The 25,381-nt window shown below is 60.5% G+C and carries 4 protein-coding genes and 1 pseudogene; all 5 read left to right on the top strand.

Annotated elements, in window-relative coordinates; all coding sequences use genetic code 11:
- Positions 1–5,111 (top strand): non-ribosomal peptide synthetase (locus DBV08_RS31185; RefSeq protein WP_124569936.1); only part of this gene is annotated, 5,111 nt, incomplete at its 5' end.
- Between the two features lie 93 nt (positions 5,112–5,204).
- Positions 5,205–19,121, top strand: a complete 13,917-nt coding sequence (locus DBV08_RS31190; protein WP_124569938.1) for a non-ribosomal peptide synthetase — start codon at positions 5,205–5,207, stop codon at positions 19,119–19,121.
- Positions 19,122–19,332: 211 nt separating this feature from the next.
- A pseudogene (locus DBV08_RS31195) lies at positions 19,333–23,685 on the top strand (amino acid adenylation domain-containing protein); the annotation flags it as partial.
- Positions 23,686–23,719: 34 nt separating this feature from the next.
- Positions 23,720–24,643: a thioesterase domain-containing protein gene (locus DBV08_RS33325; RefSeq protein WP_397488316.1), complete on the top strand. Its 924-nt coding sequence runs from the start codon at positions 23,720–23,722 to the stop codon at positions 24,641–24,643.
- Positions 24,585–25,022: a hypothetical protein gene (locus DBV08_RS31205; protein ID WP_124569943.1), complete on the top strand. Its 438-nt coding sequence runs from the start codon at positions 24,585–24,587 to the stop codon at positions 25,020–25,022. The genes DBV08_RS33325 and DBV08_RS31205 overlap by 59 nt, the downstream gene beginning before the upstream one ends.
- Positions 25,023–25,381: the final 359 nt, after the last annotated feature.

The following is a 25,381-nucleotide window of genomic DNA, read 5'->3' on the forward strand; positions in this document are numbered from 1 at the left end:
CGGTGGAGGAGATCGTTGCCTCGGTGTTCGCTGAGGTGTTGGGTGTCGATCGTGTGGGTCTCGATGACGATTTCTTCGCACTCGGCGGCAACTCCCTCAACGCCACTCGCACGATCAAGCGAATCGCCGACGCTCTCGATACCGAACTTTCGGTTCGAGTTCTGTTCGAAGCGTCCACGGTGCAGGATCTCGCGGCACATGCCGAAAGCCGGACCGGTTCGGGCGGGCGAGTCGCGCTGACCGCTGTCGAGCGGCCAGAGCGGATTCCGCTTTCGTTGGCGCAGCAGCGTATGTGGTTCCTCAACCGATTCGACGGGAGCGCTGCGGCATACAACATCCCGATGGCGCTGCGCCTTCAGGGTGATCTCGATGTCTCGGCGCTGAGCGCGGCCATCTCTGATGTGATCGGGCGGCACGAATCACTTCGAACCGTCTACCCGGAAATCGGAGACGGTCCGGTGCAGGTCGTCAAGCCTGTGTCGAGTTGGTCGGACGAAATCGTCGCAGAACCGACCGGCGTGGACGAACTCGAAGGTGAGTTGGTTGCACTGGCGTCGACGCGCTTCGACGTCACGCGCGAGATTCCGATTCGTATCCGGTTGTTCCAGTTGGCTTCCGACGAATACGTACTCGGTGTCGCGATTCATCATATTTCCGCCGACGGTTCCTCGATGGCGCCGTTCGCTCGAGATGTGGTGACCGCATACGCCTCGCGGGTTGCCGGGTACACGCCGTCCTGGGCTCCCCTCGACGTTCAGTACGCCGACTACAGCCTGTGGCAGCGAGAGGTGCTGGGCAGTGAGGAAGACCCGGGATCTATCGCTTCGCAGCAGATTGCGTACTGGAGCGATGCTCTCGCCGGGCTGCCTGATCAGCTTGCACTTCCCGCCGATCGGCCGCGCCCCGCGACGCAGTCCTTCCGCGGCGGTTACCTGCACTTCGATATCGAGGCAGAGTTGCATGCTCGGCTGAGCAGTCTTGCCAGGGCAAACAATTCGACGTTGTTCATGCTCACGCACACTGCGTTCGCGATGTTGTTAGCTCGACTGTCCGGAACCGAGGACATCGCGGTGGGTACGCCCATTGCCGGACGTGGCGAGCGGGCACTCGACGATCTCATCGGCATGTTCGTGAACACCTTGGTGTTCCGTACGCAGATCGACAGCGGTGCGCCGTTCCTCGATCTGCTCGGACGTGTCAGGGAGACCGACCTTCAAGCGTTCGCACATTCGGACGTTCCGTTCGAGCGACTCGTGGAGGTGCTCAACCCACCGCGCTCGACCGCTCGTCATCCGCTCTATCAGGTCGGCTTCCTGTTCCAGAACATGGAAACCGGAGGGCTCGAGCTTCCGGGACTTACCGTCAAGGGCGTCGATATCGACAACGGGGTCGCGCAGTTCGATCTTCAGTTGATCGTCAGTGATCGGTACGACGCCAACGGATCTGCAGCCGGCATCACGTCGATGTTCAGCTACGCGCATGATCTGTTCGACGAGTCGACCGTGCAGGACTTCGCCGATCGATTCGTGCGATTGCTCGGGGAGATCGCGTCGGATCCGTCGTTGACCGTCGGCGACTTCGCGCTGCTGGACTCGTCCGAGAGCGACCGGATCCTGAACCGCTGGAACGACACCGATCACTCCGTCCCGGGAGCGACTCTGGTCGAACTGTTCGACGAGCAGGTCGGTTCGAACCCAGGTGCGGTGGCGTTGGTCGCCGGGAACACGTCGCTGACCTACGCCGAGTTCGATGCACGTGTCAACCGTCTCGCACGCCATCTGATTGCAACCGGTGTCGGTCCGGAGTCGTTGGTCGCGTTGGCAATCGAGCGATCGGTCGAACTGCTGGTCGCCATGTACGCGGTGGTGAAGGCAGGTGGTGGATACGTGCCGATCGATCCGAACCACCCGGCGGATCGCATCGAGTACGTGTTGACCATGGCAGATCCGGTCTGCGTCCTCACTGCCTCGACCACTGCGAAGAATCCGGCGTTCGGTGATTCCGTGATCGAGGTGGACACGATCGATCTCGCGTCCTACGCGGAAGCGGCGGTCACCGATGCGGATCGCAGTGCTCCACTGCGAGTGGACAACACCGCCTACGTGATCTTCACGTCGGGATCGACGGGGCGGCCGAAGGGCGTCGCGATCTCGCATCGGGCGGTGGTCAACCAGATTCTCTGGAAGCGCGATCAGTACGGCCTGGACCGATCCGATGCGATGGTGCTCAAGACGGCGGCAACCTTCGACCTCTCGGTCTGGGAGTTCTGGTCGGCACTGACTTCCGGTGCACGACTGGTGATCGCCGAACCCGAAGGTCACAAGGACCCGAGTTACCTGCTCGACCTGATGACGCGGGAGAAGGTCACGACGCTCCACGTCGTGCCGTCGATGCTCGCGATGTTGCAGTCGGCGTCGGAAAATGGCCTTCCGGAATCGCTTCGTCAGGTGCTCGCGATCGGTGAAGCGTTGCCGGCCGCGACCGCGACCGAGTTCGCAGAACTCAGCGACGCGCAGTTGGTGAATCTGTACGGGCCGACCGAGGCCGCGGTCTCGGTGACAGCGCACGTCGTCGGTTCGGGTGATGCGACTGCGGTTCCCATCGGTGCGCCCGAATGGAACACGCAGCTGTTCGTGCTCGACACGCGTTTGCATCCGGTCCCCGTCGGAGTCACCGGGGAGCTTTACCTCGCCGGTGCCCAGCTTGCTCGCGGCTATCACGGGCGCGCGGATCTGACGTCGGAACGATTTGTGGCCAACGTCTTCGGTGACGCGGGTTCGCGGTTGTACCGCACGGGCGACCTTGTCCGGTGGACGGAAAACGGTGAACTCGACTACGTGGAGCGCGCCGACTTCCAGGTCAAGATCCGTGGCTACCGCATCGAACTCGGTGAGATCGAAGCGCTTCTTCGCAAGCAGACCGGTGTGGACTCCGCTGTGGTGGTGGCCAAGTCGGATGCGCGTACCGGTGATCGACTTGTCGGCTATGTCGTTCCTCAAGGCGGGGACAGCATCGATGTCGAAGCATTGAAGCGGACTCTTGTGGCGGAGTTGCCGAGTTACATGGTGCCGGCGGCGTTGATGGTGTTGGACGAACTACCGCTCAACATCAACGGCAAGGTCGATCGCAAGGCACTGCCCGACCCCGAATTCGAGGCGACCGAGTTCCGTGCGCCGACCAACCCCGTCGAAGAGATCGTCGCAGGTGTGTTCGCTGACGTACTCGGTGTCGCGAGGGTCGGACTCGACGACGATTTCTTCGAGCTCGGCGGAAACTCTCTCGTCGCGACGCAGGTCGTGTCGAGGCTGGGTGAGGCGTTGGATGCGCAGATTCCGGTCCGTGTGATCTTCGAGGCGTCGACTGTCGGTGCATTGGCGTCGAGGGTTCTCGAACACGCGGGATCGGGTGGCCGCCCACCGTTGGTGGCTCAGGTGCGTCCGCACGAGATTCCGCTGTCGTTGGCGCAGCAACGTATGTGGGTGCTCAATCAGTTCGACAAGACGTCGGGTGCGTACAACATCCCGGTCGCGATTCGACTGTCCGGCGCACTCGATGTCGACGCACTTCGCTCGGCGGTTTCGGATTTGATCGAGCGACACGAAGTGCTCCGGACGGTGTACCCGGACCAGGGCAACGGACCGGTTCAGATGATCGTGCCACGCTCCGCGGCGACCGTGGGCCTGGAAGTGATCGCAACCGACGAAGCGTCGGTCGCCGAACAGGTGGCTGACACAGTTCGCGAGGGCTTCGATGTCACGACGGCCGTTCCGTTGCGAATCCGTCTCTTCGAGGTCGACGAATCCGAGCGGGTTCTCGTCGTGGTCGTTCACCACATCAGTGGCGACGGCTTCTCGATGGCTCCGTTGATCAGAGACACCATGGTCGCGTACACCGCACGTACCGGCGAGGAGACGCCGGAGTGGGCTCCGCTCGAAGTGCAGTACGCCGACTACACGCTGTGGCAGCGTGATGTCCTCGGATCGCCGGAGGACGCGAACAGTCAGCTGGGCCGTCAACTCGCGTACTGGGTGAACGAACTCAAGGGCATTCCGGAGCTTCTGGAACTGCCGACCGATCGGCCGCGGCCGGCGCGCGCGAGCATGCGCGGTGCGGAATTCGAGTTCGCGGTCGATTCCGAGACCACGGACCGGCTCGCGACGATCGCACGGGAGCAGAATTCGACAGTCTTCATGGTGGTTCACACCGCCCTGGCCGTTCTGCTGGCGAAGATGAGTGGATCGAACGACATCGCAATCGGAACACCGATCGCAGGTCGAGGTGAGCGAGCTCTCGACGATCTTGTCGGGATGTTCGTCAACACGCTGGTCCTGCGAACGGAGATCGCTCCTGCTTCGACGTTCGTCGACCTTCTGGCGCACGTGAAGGACAAGGACTTGTCGGCATTCGCCAATGCCGACGTACCGTTCGAGCGGTTGGTCGACGAACTGGGGCGAGAGCGCTCTCACGCATACTCGCCGCTCTTCCAGGTCATGCTCACATTCCAGAACATGGCTCTCGGTACGTTCCAACTCCCGGGTCTCGAACTCTCTGCGGTCGACAACGGTTTCGACCAAGCGATGTTCGATCTGCAGCTCACCGGTATCGAGCAATTCGACGATGCCGGGGTGCTGTCCGGGCTGAGGATGCGTTTCACCTATGCGACCGACCTGTTCGACGAATCGACCATCGCGCTTTTCGCGGCGCGATTCGGGCGGGTGCTCGAAGAACTGGTGACCGATCCCGAGGTCGTGATTCGTACGATCGACATCGTGACCGAGCAGGAACGCGAGGAAGCGAGCGCTGCCGAGCCGAAGTCCGCGGCAGATCTACCCGACCTGGCAGCCGCAGCGGCGGCCGCCGATCCTGAGGCAGTTGCATTCACTCACGGTGATCAGGCGGTCACCTTCAGTGAGTTGTCGACCAAGCTCGTTGCCATGCGTACCGCCATGGGAGCTGCTCTGGCCCCCGATGCTCTGGTGTCAGTGTCCCTCGCCGGCCTTGTTCCGGGCATCCTGCCGGCACTCGGCGTCGACGGTCTCGCCACACTTGTGAGCTCGGTGATAGCTGACGCACAGTCGGTGTCAGCGGGCCGTGGGGGTACGGCCGGGTAACATTCAGTATTTGCCCAGTGAACGCCTCCGGCCGAGCAGAACGCTGTGCTCGGCCGGGGCGCACTTCACGAAAGTCAGTTGGAGGAAGTGTAGATGTCCGTCGGTATTCCGGGACCGCAGTCGCTGACGATCGAAGATCTGCCGAAGTTGGTAGCTGCAGTTGCGGCGGTAGATCCTGATCGTGTGGCTCTGAGCCACGGTGGAACCGAAATCAGCTACGGACGACTCAATGACGAGTTGGTCACTCTCGACACCGCGATGGGTGGCGCGTTGGGGGCGGATGCCCTGGTTCCTGTTGTCGTTTCCACGGTGCTGCCAGAGTTGATCGCCAGCGAGGCCGACGGTCTCGGCGCGGTGGTCGACCGGCTCATCACTGACGGCACTTCGGTCGTCGAGGTAGCGTCGGAGTCCGATGCCCACGTGACCCTCGCAGGACTCTTCGACGAGCAGGTCGGGCGGACGCCGGACGCGCTCGCGCTGGCTTACGACGGAACTCAGCTCACCTACGCACAGTTCGACGCTCGAGCGAACCGCCTCGCCCGTGAACTCGTCACGGCAGGTGTCGGACCGGACAGCCTCGTCGGTCTCGCAATGCGCCGATCGATCGATCTCCTCGTCTCGATGTACGCGATCGTCAAGGCCGGCGGCGCGTACGTTCCACTCGACCCGGATCATCCTGCCGACCGTCTCGCTTACGTGCTCGAGATCGCGAAGCCGACGGCCGTGCTCACACGTACGGCCGATGCAGTGGTACTCCCGCTCGGGACTCCGACGCTCGACGTCGACACTGTCGACTTGTCCGTTCACGCCGAGACAACCGTCACCGATGCCGACCGGTTGGCGCCGCTGCGCGCGGACAACACTGCGTATGTCATCTTCACGTCCGGATCGACCGGACGCCCCAAAGGCGTTGCAGTCTCTCACCGTGCCATCGTCGCGAACCTGCAATGGCGCCAGGCCGAGTACGGATTCACTTCCGACGACGTGATCTTGCAGAAGACACCTTTCACTTTCGACGTGTCGGTGTGGGAGTTCTTCTGGCCGCTGCAGGTCGGTGCATCGTTGGTGATCGCAGAACCGGACGGACATCGTGATCCGGCGTACGTGGCTCGCACGATGATCGAGCGCGGGGTGACGGCGGTGCACTTCGTGCCGTCGATGCTCGCAGTGTTCGTTGCCGAACCCCTTGTCGCGCAGGTCGAAACCCTTCGCTACGTGTTCGCTTCCGGTGAGGCGTTGCCGGCTCGGACCGCGGCACGTCTGCGCGCGGTCAGCGGTGCTGAACTCCACAATCTGTACGGCCCGACCGAAGCTGCCGTCGACGTGACGTACTACGAAACCGGTGAGCGAGATCAGGTGTCGGTGCCGATCGGCGCGGCCGTGGCAGACACCGAGCTCCTGGTGCTCGACGACGCGCTCCGGCCGTCGCCTTCGGGAGTGGCAGGAGAGCTCTATCTTGCCGGGATTCAGCTGGCCAGAGGATACGTGTCGCGACCGGATCTCACGGCAGACCGCTTCGTGGCTCGGCCGGGCGCTACCGACGGATCGCGGATGTATAGAACCGGAGATCTGGTGCGCTGGCGCGGCGTCGGAGCGAACCGCCAGCTCGAATACATCGGCCGCACCGACTTTCAGGTCAAGCTCCGCGGTCTGCGCATCGAGCTCGGTGAGATCGAGGCGGCACTGCTCGACTGTGACGGTGTTTCCCAAGCCGTGGTGGTCGTCCATTCGGACGAAACGATCGGCGACAACTTGGTCGCGTACATCGTCGGCGAGGCTACCGATTCAGCGATTCTGACGTCGTCGCTGGGTGAACGGCTACCCGAATACATGGTCCCTGCCATGTTTGTCGAACTGGACGAGTTTCCGCTCAATGCCAGCGGCAAGCTGGATCGAAAGGCCTTGCCGGCACCCGAATTCGCGTCGAAGACGGTTGAGTACCGCGAGCCCGCGACACCCACCGAAGCCGGTGTGGTCGCGATCTTTGCCGATCTACTCGGACAGGATCGGGTAGGGGCAGACGACGGCTTCTTCGAACTGGGCGGCAACTCGTTGCTCGCCACCCGCGTGGTTGCGCGTATCAATGCCGAACACGGCATCTCCATCGACATGCGTAATTTCTTCGACGCACCCACGGCCGCGGAACTTGCCGTCTTCATCGACGAAGCGAAAACTTCAGAAGACCGCAAGGTTCACGTTCCCCTGATTGCTCGCGAGCGCCCCGAGTTGGTTCCGCTGTCCTTGGCGCAGCAGCGCATGTGGTTCCTCAACCGATTCGAACCAGAATCGGCAGTCGACCATATTCCGGTCGCGCTGCGGCTCAGCGGAGCGCTCGATGTCGATGCGTTGCAAGGCGCACTCGAGGATTTGATCGAGCGGCACGAGATCCTTCGGACTGTGTACCCGGAGGTCGACGGCGTCGGATATCAGCGCCTGGTCGACATTGCAGCCGTGGTACCGAACCTGACTCCCATACAGGTAGACGAGTCGGCGATCGTCGAGCGCGTAACCGACTTCGTCACTCCGGGATTCGACGTGACCACCGAGGTTCCGATTCGGGCGGCGCTTTTCCAACTCGCCGCCGACGAGTTCGTCCTCGTGTTCGTCGTCCATCACATCAGCGGTGACGGGTTCTCCATGGGACCGTTGACCAAGGATATCGTTACGTCCTATGTGTCTCGGACACAGGGAATTGCGCACGATCTGGCTCCGCTGCCCGTACAGTTCGCCGACTTTGCACTGTGGCAGCGCAAAGTTCTCGGCAGTGAAGACGACCCGGATTCTCTGATCACTCGCCAGGTCGACTACTGGCGCCACGCGTTGGCCGGTATCCCCGATCAGCTCGATCTCCCGTCGGACCGCCCGCGTCCGCGCGTCGCGTCGAACCGGGGAGCCGGGCACACTTTCACGATCGAGCCTGAGCTCCACCAGGCTCTCGATCGAATTGCGCTGGCCAACAACGCATCACTGTTCATGGTTTTGCACAGTGCTGTGGCGATTCTGCTGGCGCGGTTGTCCGGGACTTCGGACATCGTGATCGGCACTCCGGTCGCCGGTCGAGGCGATCAAGCTCTCGACGACCTGATCGGAATGTTCGTCAACACGCTCGTCCTCCGCACGGAGGTTGACCTCGCAGCTTCGGCAAAAGACATGATTTCGCGGGCCCGCGAATCCGACCTCAACGGGTTCGGGCACGCCGATGTGCCATTCGAGCGACTGGTAGAGGTACTCAACCCGGCCAGGTCTCAGGCACGGAACCCTCTGTTTCAGGTGATGCTCTCGTTGCAGAACCTGGGACAGAGCATGCAGCAAAGTCTCGAGGTTCCGGGACTGCGCATTTCCGGACTGGACGTAGAGTCGTCGGCTGCGAAGTTCGACCTCCAATTCACTGTGTGGGAATCGGATACCGCGGACAAGGTCGGTGGGTTGACCGTCGCGCTGGTCTATGCGACCGACCTGTTCGACGAGTCATCTGCCAAGTCAATCGGAAAGCGGTTGATTTCAGTTCTCGAAGCAGTGGTTGCCGATCCGTCGGTTCGGGTTGGTGATGTGGATTTGTTGGATTCGGGTGAGCGTTCGTTGGTGCTCGAGTCGTGGAATGACACGGAGCATGAGGTCGCGGATGCGTCGTTGGTGGACGTGTTCGATGCTCAGGTGGTGCGGTCGCCGGGGGCGGTCGCCGTGTCGTTCGACGGTGTGTCGTTGTCGTATGCGGAGTTCGATGCTCGGGCGAATCGTGTTGCCCGGTATTTGATTTCGGTGGGTGTGGGGCCGGAGGCGCTGGTTGGTGTGGCGGTTCGTCGGTCGGTTGATTTGTTGGTGGCGGTTTACGGTGTGCTCAAGGCTGGTGGTGGGTACGTTCCGGTGGATCCGGACCAGCCTGCCGAGCGCAATGCGTACGTGCTGGGGGCGGCCTCGCCGGTGTGTGTGATCAGCACTTCTGATGTTGGTTTCGATGCTGGTGTGGCACCGGTGGTCGAGGTTGATGTTGTTGATGTGTCTGGTTTTTCGGATGCGCCTGTCTCTGATGTGGATCGGGTTTCGCCGTTGCGGTCGGAGAATACGGCGTACGTGATTTTCACCTCGGGGTCGACGGGGCGCCCGAAGGGTGTGTCGGTTTCGCATGCGGCGATTGTGAATCGGTTGGCGTGGATGCAGAGCGAGTACGTGTTGGGCTCGTCGGATGTCGTGTTGCAGAAGACGCCGTTCACGTTCGACGTGTCGGTGTGGGAGTTGTTCTGGCCGTTGCAGGTTGGTGCTCGGTTGGTGGTGGCGGTGCCGGACGGGCATCGTGATCCGCAGTATTTGACTTCGGTCATTGTGGGGGAGGGCGTGACGACGGTGCATTTCGTGCCGTCGATGCTCGAGGTTTTCGTGGCGGATTCGTCTGTGGCTGCATGTGTTTCGTTGACTCGGGTGTTTGCGTCGGGGGAGGCGTTGCCGGCGAGTGTTGTAGCTGATCTGTGGGCTGTGTTGCCGGGTGTCGGTGTGCATAATTTGTATGGTCCGACCGAGGCCGCAGTGGATGTGACGTTCCACGAGGTGGTGGCGGGGGATGTTGCTGGGGTGCCGATCGGTGCTCCGGTATGGAATACGCAGGTATTTGTTCTGGACTCTCGGTTGAATCCGGTGCCGGTGGGTGTTGCGGGTGAGTTGTATCTGGCGGGCGTTCAGTTGGCTCGTGGGTATATGGGGCGGCCGGATCTGTCGGCGGATCGGTTTGTGGCGAATCCGTTTTCGGGTGATGGTGCGCGGATGTATCGCTCAGGTGATGTTGTGCGGTGGACTGCGTCGGGTGAGCTGGAGTACATCGGGCGTAGTGATTTTCAGGTGAAGTTGCATGGTTTGCGAATTGAGCTCGGTGAGATCGAGTCGGTGATTCGTGAGCACGAGTCGGTGTCGTCAGTGGTTGTGGTGGTGCGTGACGAGGTTTTGGTTGCGTACGTTACCGCCGCTGCTGTTGGTGGTGTGGTGGACGTTGACGAGTTGAAGAGGGTTGTTTCGGGTCGGCTGCCGGGGTACATGGTGCCGGCGGTAGTGATGGTGTTGGATGAGTTGCCGTTGGGTGTTTCGGGGAAGTTGGATCGGAAACTTCTTCCGGATCCGGTTTTCGTGGCGCGCGAGTTCCGGGCACCGTCCACTGTCGCCGAAATCGCGGTGGCCGGAGTCTTCGCAGATGTTCTCCGGTTGGAACAGGTCGGTCTGGATGACGACTTCTTCGCGCTCGGCGGAAACTCTTTGGTCGCAACGCAGCTGGTGGCTCGCGTAGGTCAAGCGCTCGACACTCAGGTTCCGGTGAGGGTGTTGTTCGAGGCTTCGACTGTCGAAGGTTTGGCAGCGCAGGTTGAGTTGATAGCAGGGGCAGGAGGGAGGGCCGCGCTCGTGGCCCGCCCACGGCCGGCGTTGATTCCACTCTCACTAGCTCAGCAGCGAATGTGGTTCCTCAGCCGCTTCGATCCTGATTCTGCTGTCAATAACATTCCGATCGCCTTGAAAATCAACGGGGTCCTGGATGTTTCGGCGCTGAGGCATGCGATCTCGGATGTAATCGAACGCCACGAGTCGCTCCGGACCGTCTACCCGGAGCAAGGTGGACAAGGACAGCAGGTAGTCCTCCCGTCGTCCGAAGTGCCGGTTGAACTGACACCGAAGGTCATCGACGCCTCGCGCGTTCACAACGAACTTCTGAGTTTCGCGCTCCAGGGCTTCGATGTGACGTCAACGGTTCCGGTTCGGGTCGGGTTGTTCGAACTTGCCGAGAATTCGTACGTTCTGGCCTTCGTTGTGCACCACATCGCAGCGGACGGGTTCTCGATGCGTCCGTTGACTCGGGATGTCATGGTTGCCTACGCCGCTCGGGTTTCGAACGGCGTTCCGAATTGGATTCCGCTCGAGGTGCAGTACGCCGATTATGCACTCTGGCAGCGGGAGGTCCTCGGCGACGAGGACGACCCGGATTCGTTGATCTCGGCTCAGTTGGACCACTGGCGCTCCGTCCTCCGTGATTCTCCGGAAGTGCTTGCGTTACCGGCTGACCGCCCCCGTCCGGTCGTCGCCTCGAATCGTGGCGCTACGTATCGCTTCTCCGTCAGCGAAGAGATTCGGTCGAGCTTGGACTCACTCGCACGCGAGCGGAACGCATCGCTGTTCATGGTGATGCATTCGGCCCTCGCCGTGCTTCTCGCAAGGTTGTCCGGTACCAGTGACATCGTGATCGGTACTCCGGTTGCAGGGCGAGGCGAAAAGGCGCTCGACGATGTGATCGGTATGTTCGTGAATACACTGGTCCTGCGGACTCCTGTTGACCTCGCCAGTTCGTTCAGTGCGCTCGTCTCGGCAACGCGGAGGACAGACCTTCAGGCGCTCGGCAACGGCGATGTTCCGTTCGAGCGGTTGGTCGAGGTGCTCGATCCCACCCGTTCGCAGGCACATCACCCGCTGTTCCAGGTCGCGCTGTTCTTCCAGAACATGTCGCAGGATGCTTTGGAGCTTTCGGGATTGGAGGTCTCAGGCGTCGAGTTCGATGCTGGTATCGCGAAATTCGATCTTCAACTTACTCTCGCTCCCCGCGTCGAAGATGCGCTCGAAGACGGCATGTTCGCCGAGTTCGCATACGCCACAGATCTGTTCGACGAGTCGACGATTCGTGGATTCGCCGATCGGTTCACCAGGATCCTCGAACAGGTGGTCGTGGATCCGTCGATCACCGTGGGTGACATCGAACTGTTGGAGGAGGCCGAGCGCGAGTCGCTGTTGACTGCGCGCAACTCCACCGCACATGACGTCGGGAACAGTGAGACATTGGCTTCGCTGTTCGACACTCGCGTTGCGTTGGCACCCGATGCTGTTGCCGTGGTGTTCGACGGCCAGTCGCTGACCTATGGCGAGTTGTCGGAACGTGTGAACAAATTGGCACGCAAGCTGATCGAAGATGGTGTCGGGCCCGAATCGTTGGTGGCCTTGGCGATGCGTCGATCGCTCGATCTCGTAGTAGGTATTTACGCGGTGATCGCCGCGGGCGGAGCCTACGTGCCCTTGGATCCCGATCACCCCGCCGAGCGAATCGGGCACATCCTCACGACGGCCGATCCAGTCTGTGTGCTGTCGACGACGAGGGATGCTTTCGTAGCGCCGAACGGCGCCGACGTGTTGTTGATCGACGGTGTCGATCTCTCGAGCTACTCAGCTTCAGTCGTTTCCGATGCTGATCGGCGTGGTCGACTGCGTGATGTGAATGCCGCCTACGTGATCTTCACCTCGGGTTCCACGGGGAAGCCCAAGGGCGTTGCGGTCTCGCATCACGCCATCGTGAACCAGGTCCTGTGGATGCAGGATCAGTACGCCATCGGCACGGAAGACGTCTATCTGCAAAAGACTGCAACGACATTCGACGTCTCGTTGTGGGGATACTTCACTGCGCTTTTGTCCGGTACGAGAGTGGTGCTGGCGTCTCACGACGGACATCGAGATCCCGCGTATCTGGCTGGTCTGATCGAAGATCATCGGGTGACGTTGACGGACTTCGTTCCGTCGATGTTGACCGTCTTCGCGACGTCGGTTCCGGAACACGCATTGGTGTCGCTGAGGGACGTATTCGTGATCGGTGAGGCATTGCCGCTCGAGACGGTGCGTGCATTCGCTCGGGTGTCCTCTGCAGGTTTGCACAATGTGTACGGCCCTACCGAGGCTGCGGTCTCGATCACCTACTACGAGGTCGACGGATCGGAGTCGACAGGTACTCCGATCGGTGTGCCAGAGTGGAACTCGCAGGTCTACGTGTTGGACAGTCGGTTGCATCCGGTGCCGGTAGGCGTTGCAGGTGAGCTGTATCTGGCCGGTGATCAACTTGCGCGCGGTTATGTCGCGCGACCCGATCTCACCAGTGATCGCTTTGTCGCGAACCCATTTGTGGAGGCGAGCGACACGAACAGTGAAGTCAATGCCGGTGGCAGTCGGATGTATCGCACCGGGGACTTGGTGTGGTGGAACACCGCAGGCGAGCTCGAGTATGTCGGGCGTACCGATTTTCAGGTCAAGTTCCGTGGTCAGAGAATCGAACTGGGTGAGATCGAATCCGCTCTGTTGGCGCAGGCTACGGTGGCTCAGTGCGTGGTCGCAGTGGTGCACACGGACACCGGCGACCAGCTCGCTGCGTACGTTGTCGCATCACCGAGTTCGGTCATCGACTTGGCTGTTTTACGGGCATCGCTTCCGAAAGTTCTGCCGGCGTACATGATTCCGACGGCAATCGTTGTGCTGGAAGAATTGCCGCTTAACTCGTCAGGGAAGCTCGACCGGAAGTTGTTGCCTGAGCCGAAGTTCGAGGTCGCGGTGTTCCGAGCTCCGGCGACCCCTGTGCAGGAGATCGTGGCGTCGGTATTCGGCGAGGTCTTGGGTGTTCCGAGGGTGGGCCTCGATGATGATTTCTTTGCTCTGGGTGGGAATTCTCTGATCGCCACGCAGGTAGCGGCGCGGTTGGGTGAGGCTCTGGATTCGAGGGTGGCGGTTCGGCTGTTGTTCGAGGCGTCGTCGGTCGAGTCGTTGGCAGCGCGGGTGGAGTCAGAAGTCGGCTCAGGTGACCGGGTGGCTTTGGTTGCTCAGGTCCGGCCGGAGCGAGTTCCGTTGTCGTTGGCGCAACAGCGAATGTGGTTCCTGAACCGTTTCGAACCTGAATCTGCAGTGAACAACCTTCCCCTGGCCATTCGATTGACGGGCAGCTTGAATGTCGCTGCCCTGCAAGTTGCTGTCGCTGATCTTGTTGCACGGCACGAAATTCTGCGGACCGTGTATCCGGAATTCGATGGCGAGGGATACCAGCGAGTTCTTTCTGCAACCGAGTCTGTGTCGCTTGCGGTTCCAGTTGAAATCGCCACGGACGACGTCGTGAAGGTTGTGACCGAGTTCGTATCGGTGGGTTTCGATGTCACCAGTGAGGTGCCCGTCCGCGCACGACTGTTTCGCGTAGATGATCACGAGCACGTACTTGTTTTCGTGGTTCATCACATTGCGGGCGACGGATTCTCCTTCGGGCCGCTGTCGCGCGACGTGATGGCCGCGTACGCAGCGAGGCTGTCGGACGACGCCCCGAATTGGGAACCCTTGGCAGTGCAGTATGCCGACTACTCTCTGTGGCAGCGACAGGTATTGGGTGCAGCGGACGACCCTTCCAGCGTCCTGTCGCGTCAGTTGCACTACTGGACGCAGACGTTGGCCGGCGCTCCTGATGTTCTCGATCTGCCTGCAGACCGAGTTCGGCCGAAGGTTGCATCGAATCGGGGAGCCGACTTCGCATTCCGGATCGACCGACGGATCAACGAAGCCATGAATGTGATAGCCCGGGAACGTCGGGCGTCGTTGTTCATGGTGGCGCACGCGGCACTGGCAGTTCTCTGCGCGAGATTATCGGGGACATCGGACATTGCGATCGGTACACCCGTTGCGGGGCGTGGTGATCGAGCACTTGACGACATGATCGGAATGTTCGTCAATACCCTGGTGCTTCGCGCAGATGTACCTTCGGACGACTCGTTTGAAGCGCTACTGGATCGAGTCCGCACGGCGGATCTGGGCGCATTTGCGCACAGTGACATACCGTTCGAGCAGCTGGTAGACGTACTCGACCCGGAGCGTTCGCAGGGGCGTCATCCACTTGTGCAGGTTGTTCTGACGTTCCAGAACATGGCCCCGAGCGTCTTCGAGTTGCCTGGGCTGTCAGTTTCGGGCGTGGACCCGGACACGGAGTTCGCGAAGTTCGACTTGCAGTTGACGTTGGCTGAGCAGTTCGACGAATCCGGAGCCGCTGCTGGATTGGCAGCGAAGTTCACTTATGCGACAGATCTTTTCGACGAATCGACCGTGGCGTCTATGGCATCGCGCCTCGTTCGAGTGCTCGAGGCCGTGGCTGACAATTCGGGTGTTGTGGTAGGCGACATCGAATTGCTGGAGCCCTCCGAGCGTGCGGATGTGTTGGGCGAGTGGGCCGTTCCAGGTGTCAACGTGAACGCGGATGCGACTCTCGCGGCGATGTTCGAATCGCAGGTTCGCGATACGCCGGATGCGATTGCCGTGGTTTTCGAGGGTCGGCGCCTCACATACAGTGAGCTGGATTCCTCGGCGAACCGGCTGGCGCGCAAGCTCGTTGAGTTTGGCGTTGGTCCGGAATCGCTGGTGGCCGTCTTGTTGCCGCGTTCGGTCCAGTTGGTGGTTGCACTCCTGGCAGTGGTCAAAGCTGGAGGTGGATACCTTCCGGTGGATCCGTCGTATCCGGCGGAGCGTATTGCGTACACACTCGCTGATGCGCGGCCTTTGGTTGTGCTCGGATCGGCAGATCTCGCGATCGATATCGAGGTGCCGGTTTTGGACGTCACCACCGAAGATCTTTCCAGCTACGACGCGGCCGCTCTCACCGACGCAGACCGTTGCGGACGACTGCGCGCCGATGACGTTGCATACGTGATTTACACATCCGGTTCGACCGGTCGTCCGAAGGGCGTCGCGGTTACCCACCGAAATGTCGTCGAGTTGTTCGCGAACTCTCAACCGAATTTCGAATTCGACTCGTCAGATGTGTGGACGTTGTTCCACAGCTACGCATTCGACTTCTCTGTATGGGAGTTGTGGGGTCCGTTGTTGTACGGCGGTACTGTTGTGGTCGTCGACTACCTCACCTCGCGATCGCCGGAGCAGTTCCGCGAGTTGGTTGTACGCGAGAAGGTAACCGTCCTCAACCAGACTCCGTCTGCGTTCTATCAATTTGCCGAAGCTGATCGCGCCGTTGGCGATTCTGCTGGCTCTCTGTCCTTGAAGCATGTGATTTTCGGCGGCGAAGCGCTGGATCTGTCTCAACTGACGCGCTGGTACGACCGGCACGGCGATTCGTCGCCACGGTTGGTGAACATGTACGGCATCACCGAGACGACGGTTCACGTCTCTTTCCTGGGCTTGGATGCGGAGATGGTCCGTGGAACGTCGGCCTCCGTGATCGGCCGTGGGTTGGGTGGGTTCTCGGTGTTCGTGCTCGACGACAGATTGCGCCCTGTCCCTGTCGGAGTGCGCGGCGAGATGTACGTTGCCGGGGCGCAACTCTCACGTGGTTACGTGGGGCAACCCGGATTGACCGCAGGGCGATTCGTGGCTAATCCTTTTGTCCGCAACGGTTCTGGTGGGCTTATGTACCGCACTGGAGATGTCGCGCGTTGGAATGTGGACGGAATGCTCGAGTATGCCGGACGCAGCGACTCACAGGTCCAACTGCGTGGTTTCCGTATCGAGATCGGTGAGATCGAGGCTGCCCTTCTTCGTGTAGAGGGTGTCGCCCACGCCGTGGCGATGGTCCGTGCGGACGATACGCTCGGTGAGCGGTTGGTGGGATACGTAGTGCCCACGGCCGGCAGGGAGCTCGAGGTGTCCGATGTTCTGGCCTCCGTGTCGCAGTTCCTGACCGGATACATGGTTCCGGATTCGCTGGTTGTGCTTGACGCACTTCCATTGACGGTGAACGGGAAGCTGGACCGAAAGGCGCTGCCTGATCCGATCGTTCAATTGCGTGAGTTCCGGGCGCCTGTTACCCCGGTCGAGACTGTCGTGGCAGAAGTGTTCGCGGATGTGCTCGGGGTGGAACGAGTCGGCCTCGACGACGATTTCTTCGCCCTCGGGGGCAATTCGCTGGTAGCCACCAGGTTGGCTGCCAGATTGGGGCAAGCGTTGAATACGCAGGTGGCCGTGCGGATCTTGTTCGAGAACTCGACTGTCGCGAGTCTGGCGCGATCGGTTTCGGCGCTGGCCGGATCCGGAGCTCGGAAGGTGTTGGAGGCCCGCGACCGTCCGGAGCGCATCCCGCTGTCGCTGGCTCAACAGCGTATGTGGTTGGTCAACCAGATGGATTCGGCATCGCCGGCGTACAACATCCCGTTGGCGCTGCGATTGAGTGGTGAGTTGGATGTGGAGGCGCTCCGGGCGTCGCTTCGAGATGTTTTGGTGCGGCACGAATCTCTTCGCACCAAGTACCCGAGTGATGTGGATGGTCCGACACAGGTGATCGTCACCGTCGACGACATCGCGCCGGCTCTCGAAGTCGTCCAGCTCGAAGATGGCGGAGAAGCGTATGAACGAGTGGCGCAGTTCGTGTCGCGCGGTTTCGACGTAGCTCGGGAGATCCCAGTGCGAGCTGAGTTGCTGCAGCTCGCGCCTGGTGATTTCGTCTTCGTGCTCGTCGCACATCACATCGCTGCAGATGGCGAATCCATGGCACCGCTTGCGAGAGACATGATGGTTGCGTACGAGTCGCGTGCGCGAGGAGCCTCTCCCACGTGGGCCGCCTTGCCTGTGCAGTATGCGGACTTCGCTCTGTGGCAGCGTGAGGTGGTCGGTTCGATCGACCAGGTGGGCTCTCCGGCTGCGAAGCAACTGGAGTTCTGGCGCCGAAACTTGAGTGGACTCACCGCGATCGGCGGATTACGGGCTGACAGACAGCGCCCGGAGCACATGTCGACCAAGGCGGGCGTTGCGGAGTTCACCGTCGATGCTGCGACTTCGGCCCGTCTCAACGAGATCGCTCGCGAACACAACGCGACGCTGTTCATGGTGGCGCACGCAGCCCTCGGTGTCCTGATCACGAGGATGGGTGGCAGTCGGGATTTTGCGATCGGCACCGTTGTGGCCGGTCGGGGCGAAAAGCATCTCGACGACGTCGTCGGCATGTTCGTCAACACTCTGACTCTTCGAACCGCGCCCGATCTCGATGCAGGCTTCGGTGAGTTTGTTTCGTTGGTGCGCGACACCGATCTCGAAGCGTTCGCGAACGGAGACGTGCCGTTCGAGGAGGTGACCGGTGCGCTGGGTGTTTCAGCGAACGACCTGTTCCAGATTGCACTGTCGGTCGAACCGATGGCCGGAGCCGAATTCAGCCTGGGCGGGTTGAAGATCACTGCCGTCGAGGGCGTCGAAGCAACAGCGAAATTCGACCTGCAACTGACACTCACATCGGATCCGCAGACGGAGGGGATGGTCGGGCACTTGGTCTACGCTGCGGATTTGTTCGATCAGCACACAGTCGACGGGTATGCCCAGCGCTTTGTCCGCGTCATTGAGCAGGTGGTCGCAGATCCGTCGCGTCCTATCGGCGACATCGAAATCATGAGTGTTGAAGAGCGGGACGCACTGATCGGTCTGTCAGAACCGGTGAGTACTCGGTCGGGCGAAACTTCGACGCTTCAGTTGCTTCCACAGCTCTTGGCTACGGCGGTAGAAGCCGACCCCGAGGCTCCGGCTCTTGCAGTTGACGGAGAAGAGTTCACGTATCAAGACGTTGACATGCGCTCGTCCCGACTTTCTCGCGAAGTAATCGGTGGCGGAATCGGCCCGGGAGATTTGGTAGCTCTGGTCGGTTTGTCAGGCTTGGACGCGGTTGTAGCAATGTGGGCGCTGTCCAAGGCAGGCGCTGCGATTGTCGCGGCGCCTGGTGGACATTCCATCGAAGGAGAAGTATTGCCGGATGCTGTTCGGATGGTAATCACATCTGTCTCGTCAGCAACGTCGATCAGTAGCCCCGACGTCACTACATTGCTACTTGACGACCCAGAAGTCATGGAAAGAATCGCTTCTCTCTCCGCTCGCCCAGTGAACTACGCAGATCGGACTCGTCTCCTCGGAGTCGACGACGTTGCGTTATCGTCGGTGACAGTAGACGCTGACAGCGTCAGTTACGGACAGCTCACCGAGATCATGGCGAAGCTTCGCAGCGCACACGACGTCGACTACGAATCGCGGCTTATGTACGCAGGGCCTATCGGTGACGAGTTAGCGGTGAAGACGGTGTTCCTCGCAGCCTCCACCGGTGCTGCGGTGGTGTTGCCCCCGAAGATACTCAACGGTACGGATATCAACCAGATATTGGCTGACGAATGGGTTACGCACGTGGTTGCGCCTTCCGAACGGCTCTCGTCGATCGAGTCTGAAAGTTTGCCCGATTTGAGATTCGTTGTCGACAGTGCCGACTGGGACAATTCCTAGGCATGTCTCGCGCCGTTCGTAGGCAAGGGGCTACTATTCGGCTCGAATAGTCGACCGGCTTCCACGCACAATCTGACGGGTTCGAAGCGCTGGTTCGGGACCCCTTTGTGCGCAAGGAGAAGCAGTGTCGGAGCATGTTGACGTCCGCGTCCCCAAACGGGAACGGCGTACACGCCGTTCCCGTCTCGTCACCCCGTTACTTCATCAGTTGATGGCAGCTGCAGTCGAAGCGAACCCTGAGGGGATCGCAGCAGTGTACGCCGGTCGGACGATGACCTACCAGGAACTCGACGAGCGGGCGTCGGTGATGGCGCGGGGTTTGATTGATCAAGGGATCTCCCCGGAGGACAGGGTTGCACTCGCGATGCCGCGGTCGCTGGAGTTGTTGGTGGCCATCTGGGGTGTGGCCAAGTCGGGTGCGGCCTTCGTTCCGATCGATCCCAGCTACCCTGTCGATCGAATCCGCCACATGCTCGACGATTCACGCGTTGTCGCCGGAGTGACAACTGTCGGCGTAGTCAGAGATCTTCCGACGAGTAGTGTCAATTGGTTTGTTGTCGAACTGGATTCGATATCTTCGGCAACGATGGATGCAGATCCGCACTACGAACGTGATGTAAGAATCCGCGCCGATAATCCCGCCTATGTGCTCTACACATCGGGGACCACGGGGGTGCCCAAGGGCGTAGTGGTCACGCACTCCGGATTGGCGAATCTCGTTGCGGAGCAAGTAGTGACGTTCGGATTGACGCGTCGATCGCGCGTTCTGCACGTGGCATCGCCGAGTTTTGACGCGTCGATCTTCGAATTCTTGATGGCTATCGGTGCTGCCGGGACGCTGATCGTCTCACCGCCGGCGGTGTTCGGAGGCGCAGATCTTGCGGAATTGATCTCTCGAGAAGGTGTTACACACGCTGTAATCACACCCGCAGTTCTGGCAACGATCGACCCTCACGCACTCGATAGTTTGGAAGTGGTGTTGTCGGCCGGTGAGGCGTTGCCCCCGGAATTGGTCGACCACTGGGCCGTGCCATTGCCGGCAGGCGGTAAACGCCGTCTGCAAAACGGATACGGGCCTACGGAGGCCACGGTCATGAGTACTTGTTCAGAGCCTTTGTCGCCGGGCGATGCAATCGTGATCGGTTCTGCGGTGCGGGGCGTATCCGTGGTAGTTCTGGACAAGCGGTTGCAGAAAGTTCCGATTGGCGCGGTGGGTGAGTTGTATGTTGCGGGCGCGGCAATTGCGCGGGGATATCACGGAAGAGCGGATCTCACGGCCTCCAGTTTCGTTGCTCTGCCGAATTGCTCGTTTGGTGAACGTGCATATCGCACAGGTGATTTGGTTCGATGGGTGCATGTTCTCGATGTGGGGGGTAGGCCGCAACTGGAGTATGTGGGTCGTGCGGACTTTCAAGTCAAAATCAGGGGGATGAGAGTTGAACCGGGCGAGGTCGATGCGGTCATCAGCGGCCACCCAGACGTTGCATTTGCTGTAACGATTGCCTGCGCACGTGGTAATGGCGACACTGTGCTTGTTTCGTATGCTCTCGCGCGACAGGGATGTCTGCTCGATCTATACGCGGTCAAATCGTGGGTCTCGAGTCGGCTGCCGAAGCACATGGTCCCCGCAGTCCTATGTCCGCTCGATCGGATTCCGCTGACGCCGACCGGAAAGCTGGATCGACTGGCCCTCCGCGCACCGACCTTCGACTCAGTGCCCTTGGTTGCTCCTCAAACCCAACTCGAATGTGAAATCGCACGTGTATTCGAGGAAGTGCTCGAACTCGACGCCGTCGGACGCGATGACAACATCTACAGTCTCGGTGGCAACTCGCTTTCAGCGCTGCGGATCTCGGCCAGGCTAGGCGAGACGCTGAATACGGTCGTGAGTGCCCGACTACTTTTCGAGTCCGCTTCCCTCAAAGATCTTGCTGTCGCGATCGAGCCGACGCTCGGGAGTGGAACGCTACCGGCGATCACCCGAGTAGTCAGGCCCGATCTGATTCCACTTTCTTTCGCCCAAGAGCGGATGTGGGTGCTCAATTGCTTGGGCCCGCAGTCTTCGGCGTACAACATTCCGCTCGGGTTGATGATTGACGGCCACCTTGATGTGAGTGCTTTGGAATCTGCTCTACAGGATGTCATCCGCAGACATGAGGTTCTCAGAACGATCTACCTCCAAATCGACGGTCTTCTAGGTCAGCACATCCTGTCTCCTGAACATGCGGGGCTGTTCTTCGAACTCCAGCAGGTCGATGAGGGCGAATTGGCCGATGCTGCGGCGGCGGCGGCCTGCCTGCCTTTCGATCTGTCGAAGCAGATACCGTTGCGGGTCAAACTCTTTCAATCGAGTCCTTCACATTATGTGCTGGTCCTTGTAGTGCACCACGTCGCAACTGACGGTCTGTCGATGGCGCCCTTGGCGGGAGATCTGGCGGCGGCGTACTCGAGTCGCAGATCCGGGACCTCGCCGTCGTGGATTCCGCTGGACATTCAGTATGCGGATTTCGCCTTGTGGCAGCGCCAAATCATGGCTGATCAAGATGGGAACTCGCCGCGGGTCGGCCGTCAGCTGCAGTATTGGGTCAGAACACTGGACGGCATTCCGGACGTTATCGACCTTCCCCGGGACCGGCCACGCCCGACTGTCTTGACGACGGCAGGGGGCGTTGTCAGCTTCGAGCTCGGAGCGCGGGTCCATCAGAGGATGTTCGATCTCGCAAATGCTGCCGGAACTTCGCTTTTCATGGTTCTGCATGCGGCGTTCGGGATCTTGTTGGCCCGTCTGTCCGATAGCTCCGACGTGATCATCGGTACGCCTGTTGCTGGTCGTGACTATGCTGCTCTCGACGAAATGATCGGGATGTTCGTCAACCTCCTCGTGCTGCGACTACGAGTTGACCTGGACGTGGACTTTTCGGAAGTTCTCGATCGAGCTCGCCGCGGTGACTTCGACGCGTTCGAGAACTCGGACGTCCCCTTCGACCGGTTGGTGGACGAACTCGCCGTCCCGCGTAGTCCGCATCGCCATCCGCTGTTTCAGGTCGCACTAGCTTTCCAGAACATGTCCGAGCCGAAGTTGGAGCTGCCGGACCTCGTGGTCTCGCCCATTGCTATAGGCGGTGTGGTGTCGAAGTTCGAACTTCAGCTGACTGTCGTGGAGTGTGGCAACCCCGGCGGAGGCCATGTAGGTCTGGCCGCGTCGTTCACGTACGCCACCGACTTGTTCGAGCACTCCACGGTGCTTGCGATGGCAGATCAATTCCAGCGAATAGTGTCCGCGATATGCGAGAACCCGAACGTCATAGTTGGGGACATCCCACTCCTTGACAAGAGCAGCGAAGCCGCGTTGACGAGACGAGCGGGGAGTTGCGAAGTCTCCCCGCGAACACTTGCGGACCTGCTCTGGCATGCGGCGGAGGTCGACTCGTCACGGGTTGCAGTGGTCGATGGGCCCAGATCGATGACCTATCGCGATTTGGTATTTCGATCGTCGGCAATCGCCCGAGAACTTACAAATCGTGGAATCGGCGCCGAAGACTGTGTGGCAGTGTGCGTGCAGAGGTCAGTCGAATCTGTGCTTGCCGTGTGGGCTGTCAGCGCTGTGGGTGCGGCGTTCCTACCGATCGATCCTCGGTATCCAGCCAGGCGCGTCGGTTACATGCTGGGTGATTCATCTGTCGCATACGGGCTCACGACCGCGCGGGACTGCGTCGGTTTGCCGCAGACCGTTGACTGGATTCACATCGACTCAATTCCCAGCGATTCGAACGGGGCCTTCACCGCGTCCGATCGTGTTCGTCCGGTTGACACGGCCAATTCGGCGTACGTCATCTACACCTCAGGCTCAACCGGGCAGCCGAAGGGCGTCGTCGTCTCGCACCGAGGGCTCGCCAGCTTCGCGAGTGAGCAAATGTCTCGATACCGACTTCGTCCAGAGTCACGGACACTCCACTTCGCTTCGCCGAGCTTCGATGCGTCGGTATTGGAACTTCTGCTGGCAGTAGGGGCAGGCTCGACCATGGTCGTTGTTTCGCCGGAGATCCTCGGCGGTCAGGAGCTGTGGGACGAGCTCGCGCGCAACAAGATCACTCACATGTTTGTGACACCGTCAACACTCGGATCACTGCCCTCCACCGGACTGACGGATCTGGACGTGGTAGTCGCCGGTGGAGGGAGTTGCCCATCGGAGCTTGTTGATCGCTGGTCGCGGGAGGTTTCGTTCTTCAACGGATACGGTCCGACCGAAACTACCGTGATGGCGACGATAAGTGAGCCGCTTACGCAGAACCTACGGGTGGATATCGGTGCACCTATCGTCGGGGCCACCGCGTACGTGCTGGATCGGCGGTTGCGGCCTGTGCCTGACGGCGTGGTCGGCGAGTTGTATCTGGCTGGCGCCGGTGTCGCCCGTGGATACCATCGCCGTTTCGGGTTGACCTCGTCACGATTCGTTGCAAATCCGTTTGGTCCGACGGGCGACCGGATGTATCGGACCGGGGATATGGCGCGCTGGTGTGTGGGGGGAGTGATCGAATACGTCGGTCGGTCAGACCTCCAAGTTTCAACTCAGGGGAATCAGAATCGAACTCGGCGAGGTGGAATCGGCGCTGCTGGCCGGCCCAGGGGTTGCCCAAGCTGCGGCAGCAGTCCGGGGGAGTGCCGCGTCCCCCGATCGATTGATCGGATATGTCGTGGCAGAGCCAGAGGCCGGACTGCATTCCGACTCGCTTGTCGCGGCCGCAAGGGCGGCCCTGCCTTCGCAATTGGTTCCTGCGGAAGTCGTTGTTCTGGCAAGTCTTCCGTTGACGAGAAATGGCAAACTCGATCGCGAGCGGTTGCCCTCGCCGACTCCGAAGTCGCGCCACGTTCGTCCTCCCATAACTCCGACCGAACGCGTTGTCGCATCAGTGTTCGGAACCGTTCTAGGGCTCGAGTCCGACGTCATGGTCGGACTGGACGACGATTTCTTCAACTTCGGCGGAACTTCGTTGCTTGCAACGTGTCTCGCGGATTCTTTGCGCACAGCAGCGGGGACGAGCGTGCCGGCTCGTTTGGTGCTGGAATTCCCACGGGTTTACGATTTGGCTGCAGCGATCGATCGCGGAACGGATTCGGGTCCCGATCGAGCACTCGAGGTACTTTTGCCGATCCGACCGACGGGTGCGTCCACACCCGTCTTCTGTGTCCATCCGCTCTCTGGGTTTGCCTGGTCCTACGCGGCACTTTCGCCGTTCATCAACGCCGACACTCCGATCTACGGACTTCAGAGCCCGTACATCCTGGAGTCGGAGGGGTTGCCGACAAGTTTGGATGAATACATTTCCCGGTATCTGGCAGAGATCGTGGCCGTGCAACCCGAGGGCCCCTATCGCCTCCTCGGATGGTCGTTCGGGGGATTGCTCGCTCACGGGCATTGCGACCAGACTGCAAGAGAGCGGGCGGACGGTGGAATCCTTGATCATGTTGGATTCGATGCCGACCCGAGTAGGCGGATCCATTTCAGACATGCTCGTGGATGAACTTCGATCCGCGGGGATCGAAGTAGGCGACCCGGAGCACGCAGGATTCTCGCGCCATGCCATGACAGATTTGTACGAGATGATTCGCGATCACGCCGAATCGTTGACGGCTGATCGGCTCGGGCGTTTGATGAACAGTCTTTCGTGCCTCGGCGACTGCATTGACAACTACCATCCTCAGCTATTCGCCGGTAATCTCAGTTACATTAGCGCCGCGGAGCATCCAAACAGCAAAGATGCAGCGCTCCTATGGCAAGTATTCGTCACTGGTGAGATCCAGAACGTGTACGTGCGCGTTCCCCACGGAAGCCTCCTCGGCCCGACAGGTATTGCCGTCGTTGGCCCTGTCGTTGCGAGCTTTACCAACAATGCCCTTTGACCGCCCATTAGTTGTGGTTGCTAACCATCGAGCGCCACATCGAAATAACATCTCCTTTGTGTAACGAATCCACCCCCTAGTCGATATCTCCGACAAGTCCGGAGTGTCCGACATCGACCAGCCAGGGTGAGTGGGGGCCACTAGCTACCCGTGAACCGGTTGACGGCTATCTTGATTAACTTGGAACGCGCAAAGATCGGAACGGCCGGTATGCGCGCGGGTAGTTACGTTCGAAACGGGAGACACGATGGCCGGCAGTACAGGGAACTCTGACGTCACTTCCGCTCGCTCCGTGCGAGCTCCCCGGAGCCGAACTCCGCGCAGTCGAGGTTCGAGGGCGTTGTTGTTGCCGCAGTTGT

Source organism: Rhodococcus sp. KBW08, assembly GCF_003852455.1.
In the GTDB taxonomy this organism is placed as follows: Bacteria; Actinomycetota; Actinomycetes; order Mycobacteriales; family Mycobacteriaceae; genus Rhodococcus_F; species Rhodococcus_F baikonurensis.